This is a genomic window from Maribacter polysiphoniae (assembly GCF_003148665.1).
Lineage (GTDB): Bacteria > Bacteroidota > Bacteroidia > Flavobacteriales > Flavobacteriaceae > Maribacter_A > Maribacter_A polysiphoniae.
Genome location: NZ_QGGQ01000016.1, coordinates 40,155 through 56,416, shown reverse-complemented (window position 1 = coordinate 56,416; position 16,262 = coordinate 40,155). Strand labels below are relative to the sequence as shown.

Sequence of the window (16,262 nt, the reverse complement as noted above, 5' to 3'; positions counted from 1 at the left end):
GCCTGTGAACTATCCTTAAAATTAAAGAACTGAAAGCAATTCACAACCGTGTTGGCGAATTGCGATATCGCAATGTTCCTGTGAATCATTTCTAAAATTAAAGAATTGAAATGGACTTGCAACAAAAAAGTGGACAATTAGATAAGGTTCATGCCGCTATTTTTTGATTATACATTTCCGTTTCAAATTCTTTTATAGTTTTATACCCCAAAGTGGAGTGTATCCTTCTTCTATTGTACCAAGTTTCTATCCATTGAAAGATCGATAACTCAGCTTCTGATCTAGGCCCATAATTGTGCTTATACACCCATTCTACCTTTAAGCTTTTAAAGAATGATTCAGCTACTGCGCTATCCCAACAATTACCTTTTCTACTCATACTTTGTGTTACTGCCCTGTCATAACTTTTTAGAACATTGGTAAAGTTATAGCTGGCATACTGAGATCCCCTATCAGAATGAAATATGAGTTCTTTAGTAATAGCATTTGATTTAACGGCCATCTTCCAAGCTGGGATAATAGTGTCATTAGTGCTTAAAGTTTCGCTCATTGACCATCCTACGACCTTTCGATGAAACAGATCTACAATCACCGTTAAATATATCCAACCTTGTTTGGTTTGTATATAGGTGATATCAGAGACCCATACCTAATTTCCCCTAGAGACTGTAAAGTCCTGATTTAATATATTAGGGACTATTGGATAGTTGTGTTTGCTATCCGTTGTAATCTTGAATTTACGTTTCCTTCTGGCAAACAGATTATTGGCCCTCATTATCCTGGCTACCCTGGGCCTTGAGACTCGATATCCCTTTTTCGAGAGTTCCGCTTTGATCCTCGGTGCCCCGTAACTCCCAAAGCTACCTTCGAAAATATCATGGACAGCTTCAGTTATGGCCTCGTTTTCCAACCACCTTTTGGATGGGCCGCGACGCAACCAATTATAATAACCACTTTTACTTATCTTGAACATTCTGCACATCTTCCCAACTGGAAATTTAAATTTATGGTGTTTTATGAACCTATATTTTTCCTGTCGCCCTAGGAGAAGATGGCTATCGCCTTTTTTAGGATATCGCGCTCCAGTTCGGCATACCTCAATCTTTTCTTCAATTCCGCTATCTCCCTTTGCTCGTCTGTCAGCTTTGGATTCCCCTTTCCCGGAAAACTATTGTTTCCAAAATCCCTGGATTCCCTTCGCCAGCGCCTCAATACCGATCAAGGTATGTCCAGTTTCCTGCATATTTCCACGACACTGCCACGGGCATAACTCAGTTCCACTGCTTTTTGTTTAAACTCTACCGTGTAATTCCTTTTCTCTTAATTTTTTTCAAAATTAATATAAACAGCCTACACGCTCTTAACTTTATGTCCAGTTAAATATAGTAAGTCCACTTTTTTTAATGACATAGTTATGCTTTAAAATGCAAAAGGTTTTTGGTGGATAATTTAAATCAATTATTCATAACCCATTTTTTTCAATCAATCAAATAAAATCAATTAGGAATAAATAAAATTGTTTTACACAAAAAGTAGCAATTCTGTACTTATTCTGTACTAGGTGAAATAAAAAAAAGGCTCCCGATTTCTCGGAAGCCCTTTGTTCTCTAGTAGCGGGGACTGGACTCGAACCAGCGACCTTCGGGTTATGAGCCCGACGAGCTACCTACTGCTCTACCCCGCGATATGGGTTTCTTCTGTCTTGTTTTGCAACTTCAGCTCATGACACTGACAAGAAGAGCGCTACTATTTGTAACGGGCGACAAATATACAACGGTTTCTTGGTATAATCAAAACTTGTTGCGATAATCTTTTTAATACGGCCCTTCGGTGAAAACTCTTAAAAATCCATATCTTCGGATTTTTATAGCCCATGGACCTTATCAATGATTTTATAGCAAAGATGTTGCCCTATACAGAATGGCCTATGTTCATTCTTCTTATACTTGGCGGACTCTTTCTTGTGTTTTATTCTAAATTATTACCTTATCGGTATTTTGGTCATGCAATAGCCATTACCATGGGTAAATATGATGGCAAGCATGCTAAAGGTGATGTCAGTTCCTTTCAGGCGCTTTCGGCAGCGGTTGCTGCCACAGTAGGGTTAGGTAATATTTCGGGAGTGGCCATTGCCATTCACGATGGTGGTCCCGGAGTTGTTTTTTGGATTTGGATGACCGCATTGATTGGTATGTGTATCAAGTTTTATTCCTGTAGTCTTTCAATAATGTTTAGAAAGACCGATGCCCAAGGTAATCTGCAAGGTGGTCCCATGTACTATATAACCCAAGGTTTAGGGGAGAAAGCAAGACCCTTGGCCGTTTTCTTTGCGATTTGCGGATTATTTGGTTTTTTAGGCGTGTTTACGGCGAATCAATTTACAGAGACTTTTATGAGTGTGGTGGAACCGTCACGAACCATATATGGGATGAGTGATGTCAATTGGAAATGGACCATAGGTTTGGTTTTGGCCTTGGTTACCTCTTTGGTTATTTTTGGAGGTTTGACAAAAATCGCGAAGGTGGCCTCAGCCATTGTACCTTTTATGGTGGCCGTCTATTTGATTGCTGTAATCGTGGTTATGGTGATGAATGCTTCCCAAATAATCCCATCACTCCAAATGATCATTACAGAAGCTTGGAATTTTGATACCATGGTTACCGGTGGATTTTGGGGCTTGGTGATTATTGGTGTCCGTAGGGCCATGTTCTCCAATGAGGCTGGTCTGGGGAGTGCACCAATGTATCATGGCCAATCCAAAACGGATAATCCTATAAAGGAAGGTTTGGTCGCGATGTTGGGGCCTTTTATAGATACCATAATGGTTTGTACCTTTACGGCGGTGGTTATCATCCTTAGTGGTGCATATCTGGAAGATCAAAGTGGTATCGTAATGACCCTTTCGGCTTTCGAAAAGACACTTTTTGGTTATGGTGATGGCCTATTGATGTTGATTGTGACCGCCTTTGCATTATCAACGTTATTTACCTATTCGTATTATGGTGTTAAGTGTTTATCGTTTCTTACGAATGCAAAAATTGGTAGATATTATAATTGGTACTTTGTGATCATGATTGTTTTTGCGGCCGTTGCGTCGTTGGAATTGGTCAAGAACCTGATCGATCTATCCTATGCGCTAATGGTAATACCGAATATGATCGCAGTACTATTATTGGCACCCAAAGTGAATAAGGCAGCAAATGAGTATTTTAAAAATTTGAAGAATGGCAGAGCATAAAGCAGGATTCGTAAATATTATCGGAAACCCGAATGTGGGCAAGTCCACCTTGATGAATGCCTTCGTGGGCGAGAAACTCTCTATCATAACCTCAAAGGCGCAGACGACCCGGCACCGGATTTTGGGGATTGTGAATGGGGATGATTTTCAAATGATTCTTTCAGATACCCCTGGCATAATCAAACCAGCCTATGAGTTGCAGTCTTCGATGATGGATTTTGTAAAATCAGCCTTTGAAGATGCCGATGTGCTATTGTATATGGTTGAGATTGGTGAGCAGGCATTAAAGGATGAGCAGTTTTTTGAAAAAATCAAGAACAGCAAAATTCCGGTACTCCTATTATTGAATAAGATAGATGCTTCCACGCAGGAAGAATTGGAAAAACAAGTACAATATTGGCAAGAACAATTGCCAATGGTTGAGATCCATCCAATTTCAGCATTGAATAACTTCAACGTTAAAGGCGTGTTTGAACGAATTCTGGAATTACTTCCGGAATCACCGGCATTTTATCCTAAAGATCAACTTACCGATAAACCCGAACGGTTTTTTGTAAATGAGACCATTCGTGAAAAAATATTGCTTTTTTACAAGAAAGAAATTCCATATTCCGTTGAGATTGAAACCGAGGAATTTTTTGAAGAGCCTGAAATCATTCGAATGAGAGCGGTGATCATGGTTGAGCGCGATTCCCAAAAAGGTATTATCATTGGCCATAAGGGGAGTGCCCTAAAGCGGGTAGGTGTTGAGGCACGTAAGGACCTGGAAAAGTTTTTCGGGAAACAAGTCCATCTTGAGTTGTATGTCAAGGTCAATAAAAACTGGAGAAGCGACGCCCGACAATTAAAGCGTTTTGGTTATAATCAAAAAAAATAAGCTACAGCCCAAGTCTCCCATTCATGAAATTGTGAAGCTCTTGCATTTGGGGCTTTCCCTTGCTTCTTCCTGTCCTACCAAAAGCATAGAGTACAAACCATAAGAGTACCATAAAAACCATAAGGCCAATTTGTAGACCAATTGGCCTGTCCAAAGAGGCACTGGAATAGGCCCAAATGCCCAATCCGGTAAAGATAGTGGCTACCCCAAAATGCAAGAACATGAAAAAGGTCCATAGGGTAGGGTTTGGGCCGAACAAACCATAAAGCCTGCTGCCACCTTCTTCAGTAGTATTGATTTCCAAATGTAACTGTGGCGACCAAAAATGGACTTTTTCCTTATTGAATTTTATAAAAACATGGTCATCCATTCGTTTTACCACAAAAGGAGGGTGGTTTATGTTTTCAAAGGCATCTAAAACCGATTCTTTGGATTGCGGTAACTGAAGTTGAAACCTTGGACGTAATACTATTTCATTGGGTAGGATGCTCATAACTATTCGTATCGATGTTGAAATGTAACTAAAAATAGAAAAACATTGCGGTGGTGTACAATGTTTTTCTATATTTGAATTTCGGTAAAGTGTTTTATTTTATCGACGAAATACCAAAATCCCCTATTTGGCATGAAAAATATTGTAATAATTGGAGCATCTGGACATGGCAGTGCAATTTTTGATTGTATTGTTAAGGAGGATGAATATAATGTTGTTGGCTTTATTGATTCCTTTAAGAAAAAGGATACTGTTTTTTGTGGTCTTAGAATCTTGGGTACTGAGTATGACCTCCCTTATTTAAAGGATAAATATAATCTATATGGCGGGATCGTGGCCATAGGCGATAATTGGAATAGACATCAAATGGTAAGGAATATTACCAAAGTTTCACCTGAATTCCATTTTGTTTCAACTATTCATCCCAGTGTGATTATCGGGAGGAATGTGAAAATAGGAAAAGGTGTTGCTATTATGGCAGGGGTCATTGTAAATACAAATTCGACAATTGAGGATCAGTGTATATTGAATACGTATTCTTCTTTGGATCACGATGGCTTAATGCAGGAATATTCGAGTCTGGGTCCAAGAGCCTGTACAGGGGGTAATGTAAATTTAGGTGTATTCTCCGCTATAGGTTTAGGGTCTTCTGTAATCGAAAATATAAGTATTGGTCCTTATTCAGTAATTGGTGCAGGATCTTTGGTTTTAAAAGATGTTGGTTCATATATGGTTTGTTATGGTAGTCCAGCAAAAAAAATAAGAAAACGAAAGGCAAATGAGCCCTACTTATCTTTGCAAAGACCATTGATTTCGTCAAAGCCAAAAGCACTGGTAAGTGATTACGAGTATAGGTAATTTCTTTCTCGATCTATCGAAAACATCTCTCCATTTGACCTAAAGTAATACTATTGACGTTTTATTTATACTACCTTTGCACAAAATTAAAGTTGTATGGGTGCTATTGTCGCTATTGTTGGAAGACCTAATGTTGGGAAATCGACCTTTTTTAATCGATTGATCCAGAGGAGGGAAGCAATTGTTGATGCCGTTAGTGGGGTAACCCGTGATAGGCATTATGGTAAGAGTGATTGGAACGGTAAAGAATTTTCCTTGATCGATACCGGAGGATATGTACTAGGAAGTGATGATGTCTTTGAGCAACAAATAGATAAACAGGTAGAATTGGCCATTGAAGAGGCAGATGCCTTGATTTTTATGGTCGACGTCGAAAGTGGGGTTACAGGAATGGATGAGGATGTGGCCATATTATTACGACGGGCAAACAAACCAGTGTTTTTAGCGGTAAATAAGGTAGATAATGCAAAACGTGCCGAGGATGCTGTTGAATTTTACGGACTCGGATTAGGGGAGTATTATCCACTATCAAGTATAAATGGTAGTGGTACAGGGGAATTGCTTGACGCTTTGGTTGAGGTATTACCCGATAATGAAGAAGAGGAAAATGAGTTGCCAAGGTTTGCTGTTGTGGGTAGGCCAAATGCGGGAAAATCATCCTTCATCAATGCTTTGATAGGGGAAGAAAGATATATCGTCACCAATATTGCCGGTACTACACGGGATAGTATTGATACCAAATACAATCGTTTTGGATTCGAGTTTAATTTGGTAGATACGGCGGGAATACGCCGAAAATCAAAGGTTAAGGAAGATCTGGAATTTTATTCGGTCATGCGTTCGGTACGTGCCATTGAACATAGTGATGTTTGTCTTTTGATATTGGATGCCTCCCGAGGTTTCGATGGTCAGGTGGCCAATATATTTTGGCTGGCCCATAGAAATAATAAGGGGATTGTAATTTTGGTGAATAAATGGGATTTGGTGGAAGACAAGGAAACCAACACCATGAAACAATATACCGAAAAGATAAAAAAGGCCATTGAGCCATTTACCGATGTTCCTATTCTTTTTATTTCCGCTCTGACCAAACAGCGTATTTACAAGGCGATAGAAACGGCGGTACAGGTGTATAATAACAGAAGTGCAAAAATACCGACACGTAAATTCAATGATATTATGTTGCCCATCATTGAAAATTACCCACCTCCTGCTTATAAGGGTAAGTTTGTGAAAATCAAATTCTGTACCCAATTACCAACGCCTTATCCGCAATTTGCATTTTTCTGTAACCTGCCGCAGTACGTGCGTGAACCTTACAAAAGATATTTGGAGAATAAACTAAGGGAAAATTTTGATTTCACTGGGGTTCCGATTATGGTCTTTATGCGTAAGAAGTAGTTGAATCAATTTTAGTCAAGTGAAATAATATAGATACTGTTGGCCATTTGGGCAGGGGTGCCGTCAATTTCCAGACTTTGTAAAAAGGCGACATTTCCACAACAGGAACTGTTCACAGCCTCCAATTCAATAAAAGTTGCCTTCAATTCAAGTCGCGAATCATTACCAATCAGCAAAGTGTATGAATAGTTGCCTTCTGTCCAATCAGGATTTTGAATGAAAAGAATGGGGTTTTGGTTGGAATCCAAATCAGATACAAGGTAAAGATTCGTTTCCAAGGCTGTTTCACCCTCAATGGTAATATCTTCCAGGGAATAGTTTCCATCGGAGAACACATTGGATCCATCAGCGATAATATCAAAACCTATCGAAGGGGAACCCAAACATAAAACCGCGGAACAATCGTTTTTATCATCCTCACAACAAAAAATAAAAGATAAAAAGAGGGCACCAATAAAAATCTTCCTTAAAATCATATGTCTTTTTATTGATAAGAGGAAAAAAGAGGAAAAGGTTGCTTGTAATCCTCAAAGGAAAAGGTGCAAATTATGATTACCAGCCACCGGAAGCGCCACCTCCGCCACCCATGCCGCCGCCAAAGCCACCACCGAAGCCGCCTCCGCCTCCGAAGCCACCACCGGAACCGAAACCACCTGAACTGCCTCCACGACCCATATTGCTAAGGATGATCACATCCCATAGGTCGAGTCCTGACTTTCTGCCACCACCTTTGCCACCACCATTTCTTCGGTTGCGACTGGAGAGTATGATCATGATGACAATAAAAATGATGATGGGCAAAAAAGCATCCAACGGAAAACCAGTATTGTTGTTAAAAGAGCGTTCTTCCTGAAATTCACCCTGAAGGACCTGAAAAATGGCATCACTACCACTATTCAGACCTTCATAATAATCGTCTTGTTTAAAATGGGGGATGATAACATTTTCGATAATCCTTCTAGACATCGCATCGGTCAGCGAACCCTCGACACCATAACCCGTATTGATACCGATTTTCCGGTCGTCTTTGGCTAAAATAATTAATACTCCATTGTCTTTCCCCTTTTGTCCAATGCCCCAGTCGGTGAGCCAATTTGCTCCGAGGTAATTAATTTCCTCCCCTTCGGTAGAACGGATAATGGCAACCACAATCTGGGTGGAAGTACTGTCTGAATAACGGATAAGCTTTTGTTCCAGACTATTTTTCTGGCCTTCGCTTAAGAGATTGATATAGTCGTAAACACTGGTTTCCTCTTTTGGTTTATCAGGAATTTGGAACTGGGCGAAAGAACCCAAACCCCAGAAAAGAAACAATACAAGTATACTAGTTTTTAGATATTTCATTGCTCAGCTCATTTACATCGCCATGTTGCCATGGAAAATGTCTTTCCAACTCCTTTCCGGCGTTCAATATACCCTCAATGAGGCCTTGTTTGAACCTTCCGTCTTTAAAATGCGATGCAATAGTGTCCCTGGTGGTGTCCCAGAAATCTTCAGGCACAACCTTGTCAATGCCCCGATCACCGTAAATAGCAAATTTCTTATCGTTTACAGCAACATAGATCAGTACTCCGTTTTCTTCTTTGGTGTTATCCATTTTCAGTGAATGGAATACTTCCTTGGCCCTATCAAGTAGGTCCTTTTTTGTATGGGGCTCTAAATGTACCCGTATTTCCCCGGAAGTATTTTTTTCGGCATCGACAATCGCCTGAACAATTTCTTGTTCTTCCTCTGCCGTTAAAAATTTTTCTACTCGAGACATAATCAGGGGCTATTTAAAATCAAAATTCACGTCAGGAGCCTGTTCAGCACCTGCCTCGGATTTAAAATAGGAAAGCTCTTCAAAATTGAATAACCCTGCCAATATTGAATTTGGGAAGGTCTTTATGTGTTTGTTATAGGGTTCTACCGTGGCATTGAAACGGTCACGCGCTACATTGATCCGGTTTTCAGTACCTTCCAATTGGGATTGCAATTCCAAAAAGTTTTGGTTGGCCTTCAAGTCAGGATACCGTTCTACCGTTACCAAAAGGCTTTTCAGTGCGCCACTTAATCCGCCTTGTACTTCATTGAATTTGGCCAATTGTTCAGGGGTGATATTGGTTGGGTCTATAGATACTGAAGTGGCTTTTGCCCGGGCTTCGATAACATCTGTTAGGGTGCCTCTTTCAAAATCTGCAGCTCCCTGAACGGTTTTTACCAGGTTGTCTATAAGGTCATTTCTACGTTGGTAAGAACTTTCTACATTGGCCCAGGTCTTGGTCGAAGTTTCTTTGAGTTCAATAGCCGTATTGTTGAAGCCTACTCCCCATTGGTAAAGTCCAAAAGCTATTACAGCGAGTATTATTAAAGGTATTAACCATTTTTTCATGATAGTGTGTGTTAGAAGTTATTTATAGTTGATCTTTTATCTTAACAAGTTCACTTTTGACATATTCCAATTTCTGGATAATATCAAAATTTGACAAGGTTTTTTGTTTTTCTTCCTTTAAATGGGTTTTGGCACCTTCGAGGGTAAAACCCCGTTCTTTGACCAAATGATAGATCAATTGAAGGTTTTTTATATCCTGTGGGGTAAATTTGCGATTGCCTTTGGCATTTTTTTTAGGCTTTAGGGCATCAAACTCTTTTTCCCAGAAACGTATTAATGAGGTGTTCACCCCAAATGCCTTGGCTACCTCACCAATGCCGTAATATCGTTTTTCGGGTAAGTCTATATGCATTAATCCAAGGATTGGTTTTCTTGATTGGCAAATTTCAACATGTTCGTGAATTCCTCGGGTGTCAAACTGCCGTAATAGAAGTTTATGGGATTAATCCTTTCATTGTCTTTCCAAACCTCGTAATGTACATGTGGTCCTTCGGATCGCCCAGTATTGCCCACGAACCCGATTAGGTCCCCTCGTTTGACTTTCTGCCCTTTCTTTACGTTGTATTTGCTCATGTGGGCATACAGGCTTATATATCCATATCCATGGTCGATCCGGATATGCTTGCCGTAGCCTGAGGAATTGTTGTCTGCCCTAATGATCGTGCCATCTCCCGAAGCATAAATGGGTGTGCCTTTAGGGGCGGTGAAATCCATTCCCCAATGTTTCTTCCGTGCCTTTGTAAAAGGATCCGTTCGCCAACCATAGCCGGAAGCCATTCGGGTAAGGTCTTCATTGTTTACAGGTTGAATCGCCGGTATGGCTGCCAAAAGTTTTTCTTTCTCCTCGGCCAATTTCGTAATTTCGTCCAAAGATTTGGATTGTATGGCGAGTTGTTTTTTGATAATGTCCAGTCTTTTTGTTGTGGCAATTACCATTTCCGAATTATTGAAGCCCTCGAGGGACTTATATCTATTTATACCGCCAAAGCCGGCACGGCGCTGTTCCTCGGGAATGGGGTTCGCCTCAAAATACAATCTGTAGATGTTGTTGTCACGCTCTTCCACATTGGCCAAAACTTCTTCAATCTGTTCCATCTTTTTATTGAGAAGTTCAAATTGGAGTTCGTAGTTCTTGACCTCACGCTGCAAGGAAAGTTCTTTTGGGGTGTTTATTAGGTTGGTGTTCAATAAAAGAATCAATGAAAGAAACCCAAAGAGGAATGACCCTAGCAAAAACAATGCAATATTCCGGTATCGCCTGGATTTTTTAGGCTCTATCTTTCGGTATGAAAGTGTATCCGGATCGTAATAGTACTTTACTTTAGACATGAATGGATTTTATCCTATTTTTGTGCTTTCGTTTAACGCGAACAAACAAATATAAAAATTGTTTGGCACAATTTGTTGAAATTATTAAAACCTTACCATTTTAGATGAATTCCAAGGAAATTAGGGCCCATTTTTTAAACTTTTTCAAGGAACGGAACCATAAAATCGTGTCCTCTGCACCAATGGTCATAAAGGATGACCCGACTTTGATGTTCACCAATGCTGGAATGAACCAGTTTAAGGAGTTCTTTTTGGGCAATAGTGTGGCGAAAAACAGCCGTGTTGCAGATACCCAAAAATGTCTTAGGGTGAGTGGTAAACACAATGACCTTGAGGAAGTAGGGAAAGATACTTATCACCATACCATGTTTGAGATGTTGGGGAATTGGAGTTTTGGTGATTATTTTAAGAAAGAGGCTATTGAATGGGCATGGGAATTGTTGACCGAGACCTTGAAAATAGATAAGGATAGTCTCTATGTTTCAGTCTTTGAAGGAAGTAATGATGCCGATCATCTCGAAATGGATAATGAGGCCTATGGTTTATGGAGTGCCATCGTACCCAAAGACCGGATCATTATGGGGAATAAGAAGGATAATTTTTGGGAAATGGGCGACCAAGGCCCTTGTGGTCCGTGCTCTGAAATACATGTGGATATTCGCCCAGCTGAGGAAAAGGCCAAAATTTCCGGTGCTTCATTGGTCAATAAAGACCATCCTTTGGTCGTTGAGATATGGAACCTGGTTTTTATGCAATACAATCGTAAGGCCGATGGTAGTCTGGAGCCTTTGCCCGAAAAACATGTCGATACGGGAATGGGGTTTGAAAGGTTGTGCATGGTTTTACAAGGCGTTCAGTCTAACTACGACACCGATGTGTTTACCCCGATCATTCGCGAGATCGAAACCATTACCGGAAAGGATTACGGTAAAAAGGAGGATACCAATATTGCCATTCGGGTTATCGCCGACCATATACGGGCCGTGGCTTTTTCAATAGCCGACGGTCAATTACCGAGTAACACGGGAGCTGGTTACGTGATTCGTAGGATTCTAAGAAGGGCAATTCGGTACGGATTTACCTTTCTTGACACCAAAGAACCCTTTATGTATCGTTTGGTGAAGGTCCTTGCCGAATCAATGGGAGAGGCTTTTCCTGAACTCAAAGAACAACGTCAATTGATCGAGAACGTGGTCAAGGAAGAAGAACATTCCTTTTTGCACACCTTGGAACAAGGTTTGGTTTTGTTGGATAATGTGATGGGCCAGACCAAAGCGAAGGAAGTATCGGGTAGAAAAGCCTTTGAGTTGTACGACACCTATGGTTTTCCGATTGACCTTACGGCATTGATTCTTGAGGAAAAAGGATATACACTCGATGAAAAGGGATTTCATGAGGCCATGCAGGAACAGAAAGCCCGATCAAGGTCGGCCTCTGAAGTGGCTAAGGAAGATTGGGAAATCTTGATGAATGACTCAGAACAGGAATTCGTAGGGTATGATATTTTGGAAACCCAAGTGAAATTGGTCAAATACAGGAAAGTGACCTCGAAGAAAGAAGGGGAGCAGTATCAATTGGTCTTTAACTTAACACCCTTTTATCCTGAAGGAGGAGGGCAAGTAGGTGATAAAGGGTATTTGGAGGCTCCTAATGGGGATGTGTACTATATTTTGGATACCAAAAAGGAAAACAATGAAATCGTACATTTTGCCAAACACTTGCCAAAGAACACTTCTGAAACTTTTAAGGCTGTGGTTGACAAGAAACAGCGTCAACGAACGGCAGCCAACCATACGGCTACACATTTATTGCACCAGGCACTTCGGGAAGTCTTGGGGACCCATGTAGAACAAAAGGGTTCTGCCGTGCACTCGAAATATTTGCGTTTCGATTTTTCACACTTTACCAAAATGACCACCGAGGAGCTACGGACTGTGGAAAATTTTGTAAATGCTAGGATTGATGGACAATTGCCGCTGCAGGAAAAAAGGAATGTACCCATGCAAGAGGCAATTGCGGAAGGTGCTATGGCGCTATTTGGTGAAAAATATGGTGACGCCGTTCGAACCATCCGCTTTGGACAATCGGTGGAATTGTGTGGAGGTACCCATGTTAAGAATACGGGTGACATTTGGCACTTTAAAATCAGGTCGGAAGGTGCGGTTGCAGCAGGAGTCCGTAGAATAGAGGCTATTACCTTGGATGCGGTAAAGGATTATTATCATCAGAATAATCGAAGTCTATATGAAATCAAGGATTTGCTGAACAATGCCCAAGATCCTGTAAAAGCTGTCGAGGCCTTACAGAAAGAGAATATTAAATTAAAGAAGGAAGTTGAAATCCTATTGAAGGATAAGGCCAAAAATCTTAAGGGGGAATTGCTTGCTGAATTGGAAGACATCAATGGGGTGCATTTCTTGGCCAAAAAGCTTGATTTGGATGCCGCAGGCATAAAAGATCTTTCCTTTGAAATGGGCAACAACAAAGACAACCTGTTTATGCTTTTCGGTACGGAGCAAAATGGAAAGGCACTCCTTTCCTGTTATATCTCCAAGGAATTGGTCGCGAAAAAGAATCTGAATGCCGGGACCATTGTTAGGGAGTTGGGCAAGTTTATACAAGGTGGTGGTGGAGGCCAGCCTTTCTTCGCAACAGCAGGAGGAAAGAATCCGGAGGGCATTGATAAAGCCTTGGCACAGGTAAAGGAATATCTTAGCTAAATACATGAAACTACAAACCCAGGTACCCTTACAACAGGTCAGTGATCAAATTGATTACCATAGTCGTTTGTTGTTGATGGGGTCTTGTTTTGTAGAGAATATGGGTGCTAAATTGGATTATTTCAAGTTTAGGGTGCTTCAGAATCCGTTTGGAATCTTATTTCATCCCAAAGCGATTGGGAAATTGATCTTGAAGTCCATTCAAGAGGAAGAATATAAGGAAAGCGATATATTTTATCATAATGAACAATGGCATTGTTTTGATGCCCATTCTGATTTAAGTGATGCATCCAAAGAGAACTTGCTCTTGGGATTGAACAAAGGCTTATCCCAAACAAGGAAAGAACTTTCGGTAGCTTCCCACGTGTTGATTACCTTAGGTACGGCATGGGTTTATCGTCATATTGAGACCAATTCGGTCGTGGCCAATTGCCATAAGGTGCCCCAAAAAGCTTTTTCCAAGGAATTACTTTCAATTGAGGATATTAGTGAAAGCCTTGAACATACAATTGATGCATTGCTAGCTGTTAATCCCAAGGTCAAGATTGTAATTACCATTTCGCCGGTAAGGCATCTCAAGGATGGATTTGTTGAAAACCAACGGAGCAAGGCACATTTGTTATCGGCCCTGCATCAAGTACTTCAATCGCGGAAGTATACGGAAGCCTTGAGTTATTTTGCCTCCTATGAGATTATGATGGACGAACTTAGGGACTACCGTTTTTACAAGTCCGACATGGTACATCCGAATGAATTGGCAGTGGATTATATCTGGGAGAAATTCAATTATGTATGGATTTCAGGGAATGCCAGACAAACCATGGCAGCTGTTGATGATATACAAAAAGGCCTAAAGCATCGAGCGTTTTATCCCGAATCGGAACAGCATCGGAAGTTTTTAGAAAAGTTGCATGAAAAAATCACAAGGCTGCAAAAGTTACATCCATTCATGACGTTCAACAATTGAGTTGATCTGCTGGTCCAAATACAGGGACGGCAATATGGAGGGTTTGTTTTTTTTGGAAATCAACTACTACTTTGAATTTAAATTATGAAAAGAATCTTAATCGGTGCACTAGTCACTTTGTCTTTGGTCTTGGTTGTACGTTCTTGTTGGGATGATAGGGAAAAGAAATCCATTTTGAAGGAAAACTCCATGCTCATCCAACAACAAATCGATAACGTGTCTAAATTGATTGTTACCGAAGGTCATTTTGCCGAGGTATATACCTATAAGGATTCCCAAGAATTATTTGGAGCTTTGATCACGGCCGATAAAAAAGCTTTGGTTGTTGTAAATGCTGAGGTTTTGGTGACCTATGATTTGGGTAAAATTGATTTTGAGGTAGATGAATTGACCAAGACATTGCGCATCAAAAGTATTCCCGAACCGGAAATCAAAATCAACCCTGACTTTGAGTATTACGATGTATCAGCGGATTACCTGAATCCCTTCAATGCCTCGGATTACAATACGATCAAGAGGAATGTGCAGGCATCACTTATGAAAAAGATTGAGGCTTCCTCCTTACGATCGAATGCCGAAAATAGGTTGATCAGCGAGCTTTCCAAATTTTATATTCTAACAAACTCCATGGGTTGGACACTGGTTTATGGCGATAGGAATATCGAAGATATGGATGGCTTAAGGGGGCTGGACAAATTTTCTACGGATTAGTGTTGCTTACTTTTTTACAAAGGTATTTGCCCATTTTATATAGTTTTCCCAATCGTAATCCGTGACATCGTGCTTGCCCGTGCGAATGTGATACGCTACCGTATTTTGGATGGGGGCATTGGTCTTGGGCATTTCCTTGGTACCTATTCCTTTTTTGCCATATAATCCATAAACGGAGGACGCATAATAGGTAGAAAGGAACTCACCCCTTGGGTCGGCCCATTTGTCATCAAGCGCACTGGCCACGTATAAAGGTCTTGGCGCTACCAAAGCCAATAATTGATGTTGGTCGACAGGAAGCGTTCTTTCATTGTTATTGTATTTTAAAAAGCTATCTGCAAACCAATGCGGAAAAGAGGTGTTGATTTGCTCGATGGTTTCACCAAATTTACGTCTGCTCAAGGCAGCACCGCCACAACCTGAATTATTGCTTATGACTCCAGCAAACCTTTTGTCGGTAGCTCCGGCCCATAGAGCTGCTTTGCCCAAGCGTGAATGTCCAAAAACAAATACTTTGGAGATATTGACGTCGCTTTCGAGGTAGTTCATTGCCTTGCTCAAACCAAAGGCCCAAGCCGAAATACTGCCCCACTCATTCGTTTTTGGCTTAGATTGTCCGTCTCTGTAAAATAGCGGATGTATGCCATCTGAGAAATCGTCTTTATCCGGGTCAATCTCACCATAGTATATCGTAGCAATGCCAAATCCATTGTCCAACATTTTTTCTATGGCCCATCGGTGTGTTCTTACCCCTCTGCTACTCTCTGACGCTTTGTTGTCCGTTATGCCCAAAGCATCATTGTTCTTTACCCAAGCTTTTGTGATTTGCACCTTCGGGTCATTGGTCACCGTATGATTGCCATAAAAATTATAACCAAGGAAAACAGGTGCTGTCGGATTTCCCTTTGGAAGATAAATAAGCATATAATAGGTAATGCTTTTTTTGTTCTTCTTTAAGGTAATGGCAATCTGTTTGCGCCTTGCTTTTCCGCCGTAGGCGTCATTGCTTTCTTCCAAAAGTTTAAAGCCAAACTCATCCAACCGATCGGGAACCTTTCCATAAACTTGCTTTTCAAAGAATTGCAAAATCTCACGACGCCTGTTTTCTTCCCATTCCGTTTGATTGGTGATAGGGTTACCACTAAAGGAAGTTAATACATCCGGCAATGTAAATTTGGGAACCTTTGTTTCATCATAATTGGCTTGTGATTGGGCATGGCACATGGTGCCAAAAAATAATATAATGATTATAGCATAGGTTTTCATGGTGTCGGGTTATTTAGATTGGTCATTAATT

Annotated in this window: 15 protein-coding genes, 1 tRNA gene and 1 pseudogene; 7 read left to right on the top strand and 10 right to left on the bottom strand. The window is 40.7% G+C overall.

What is annotated here, in order from left to right; translation table 11 throughout:
- Window positions 1-148 precede the first annotated feature (148 nt).
- Window positions 149-1,314 (bottom strand): annotated as a pseudogene (locus LX92_RS21335) (IS3 family transposase); the annotation flags it as partial.
- A gap of 297 nt (window positions 1,315-1,611) precedes the next feature.
- Window positions 1,612-1,684, bottom strand: a tRNA-Met gene (locus LX92_RS21330).
- 189 nt (window positions 1,685-1,873) lie between these two features.
- Here LX92_RS21330 and LX92_RS21325 point away from each other — a divergent pair.
- Both LX92_RS21325 and era read left to right on the top strand, forming a co-directional pair.
- The gene (locus tag LX92_RS21325) at window positions 1,874-3,238 is read left to right on the top strand and encodes an alanine/glycine:cation symporter family protein (RefSeq protein ID WP_109654930.1); all 1,365 of its coding nucleotides are present in this window, start codon (window positions 1,874-1,876) and stop codon (window positions 3,236-3,238) included.
- Window positions 3,225-4,115 (top strand): GTPase Era, encoded by an 891-nt coding sequence (gene era, locus LX92_RS21320; protein ID WP_109654928.1) that lies wholly within the window; start codon window positions 3,225-3,227, stop codon window positions 4,113-4,115. The genes LX92_RS21325 and era overlap by 14 nt, the downstream gene beginning before the upstream one ends.
- A 1-nt stretch (window position 4,116) precedes the next feature.
- On the opposite strand, the gene LX92_RS21315 is transcribed toward era, so the two are convergent.
- Complete coding sequence (locus LX92_RS21315) at window positions 4,117-4,608, bottom strand: GTP-binding protein (RefSeq protein ID WP_170117920.1); 492 nt, start codon at window positions 4,606-4,608, stop codon at window positions 4,117-4,119.
- Window positions 4,609-4,740: 132 nt separating this feature from the next.
- Between LX92_RS21315 and LX92_RS21310 the strand changes: the two genes are divergently transcribed.
- Together LX92_RS21310 and der are read left to right on the top strand one after the other, a co-directional pair.
- Complete coding sequence (locus tag LX92_RS21310) at window positions 4,741-5,466, top strand: acetyltransferase (RefSeq protein ID WP_109654926.1); 726 nt, start codon at window positions 4,741-4,743, stop codon at window positions 5,464-5,466.
- Between the two features lie 96 nt (window positions 5,467-5,562).
- A complete protein-coding gene (gene der, locus LX92_RS21305) occupies window positions 5,563-6,867 on the top strand; it encodes a ribosome biogenesis GTPase Der (protein ID WP_109654924.1) in 1,305 nt (434 codons plus the stop codon).
- 11 nt (window positions 6,868-6,878) lie between these two features.
- On the opposite strand, the gene LX92_RS21300 is transcribed toward der, so the two are convergent.
- The 6 genes from LX92_RS21300 to LX92_RS21275 form a co-directional block, all read right to left on the bottom strand.
- The gene (locus LX92_RS21300; protein ID WP_109654921.1) at window positions 6,879-7,343 is read right to left on the bottom strand and encodes a hypothetical protein; all 465 of its coding nucleotides are present in this window, start codon (window positions 7,341-7,343) and stop codon (window positions 6,879-6,881) included.
- A gap of 76 nt (window positions 7,344-7,419) precedes the next feature.
- Window positions 7,420-8,211 (bottom strand): TPM domain-containing protein, encoded by a 792-nt coding sequence (locus tag LX92_RS21295; protein WP_109654919.1) that lies wholly within the window; start codon window positions 8,209-8,211, stop codon window positions 7,420-7,422.
- Window positions 8,192-8,629: a TPM domain-containing protein gene (locus tag LX92_RS21290; protein WP_109654916.1), complete on the bottom strand. Its 438-nt coding sequence runs from the start codon at window positions 8,627-8,629 to the stop codon at window positions 8,192-8,194. The genes LX92_RS21295 and LX92_RS21290 overlap by 20 nt, the downstream gene beginning before the upstream one ends.
- Window positions 8,630-8,638: 9 nt before the next feature.
- The gene (locus LX92_RS21285) at window positions 8,639-9,238 is read right to left on the bottom strand and encodes a LemA family protein (protein WP_109654914.1); all 600 of its coding nucleotides are present in this window, start codon (window positions 9,236-9,238) and stop codon (window positions 8,639-8,641) included.
- A gap of 22 nt (window positions 9,239-9,260) precedes the next feature.
- Window positions 9,261-9,590, bottom strand: a complete 330-nt coding sequence (locus tag LX92_RS21280; RefSeq protein ID WP_109654912.1) for a MerR family transcriptional regulator — start codon at window positions 9,588-9,590, stop codon at window positions 9,261-9,263.
- Entirely contained in the window at window positions 9,590-10,567 is a 978-nt protein-coding gene (locus LX92_RS21275) for a M23 family metallopeptidase (protein WP_109654910.1), read from the bottom strand. The genes LX92_RS21280 and LX92_RS21275 overlap by 1 nt, the downstream gene beginning before the upstream one ends.
- A 104-nt stretch (window positions 10,568-10,671) precedes the next feature.
- Here LX92_RS21275 and alaS point away from each other — a divergent pair, with 104 nt between their 5' ends.
- The 3 genes from alaS to LX92_RS21260 all read left to right on the top strand — a co-directional run bounded on the left by alaS (window position 10,672) and on the right by LX92_RS21260 (window position 14,965).
- The gene (gene alaS, locus LX92_RS21270; protein ID WP_109654908.1) at window positions 10,672-13,287 is read left to right on the top strand and encodes an alanine--tRNA ligase; all 2,616 of its coding nucleotides are present in this window, start codon (window positions 10,672-10,674) and stop codon (window positions 13,285-13,287) included.
- Between the two features lie 4 nt (window positions 13,288-13,291).
- Window positions 13,292-14,254 (top strand): GSCFA domain-containing protein, encoded by a 963-nt coding sequence (locus LX92_RS21265; protein ID WP_109654906.1) that lies wholly within the window; start codon window positions 13,292-13,294, stop codon window positions 14,252-14,254.
- 84 nt (window positions 14,255-14,338) lie between these two features.
- A complete protein-coding gene (locus LX92_RS21260) occupies window positions 14,339-14,965 on the top strand; it encodes a DUF4230 domain-containing protein (RefSeq protein ID WP_109654904.1) in 627 nt (208 codons plus the stop codon).
- A 6-nt stretch (window positions 14,966-14,971) separates the two neighbouring features.
- Here the strand turns inward: LX92_RS21260 and LX92_RS21255 are convergent, their stop codons facing one another.
- A complete protein-coding gene (locus tag LX92_RS21255; RefSeq protein ID WP_223308446.1) occupies window positions 14,972-16,231 on the bottom strand; it encodes a glucuronyl esterase domain-containing protein in 1,260 nt (419 codons plus the stop codon).
- Window positions 16,232-16,262: the final 31 nt, after the last annotated feature.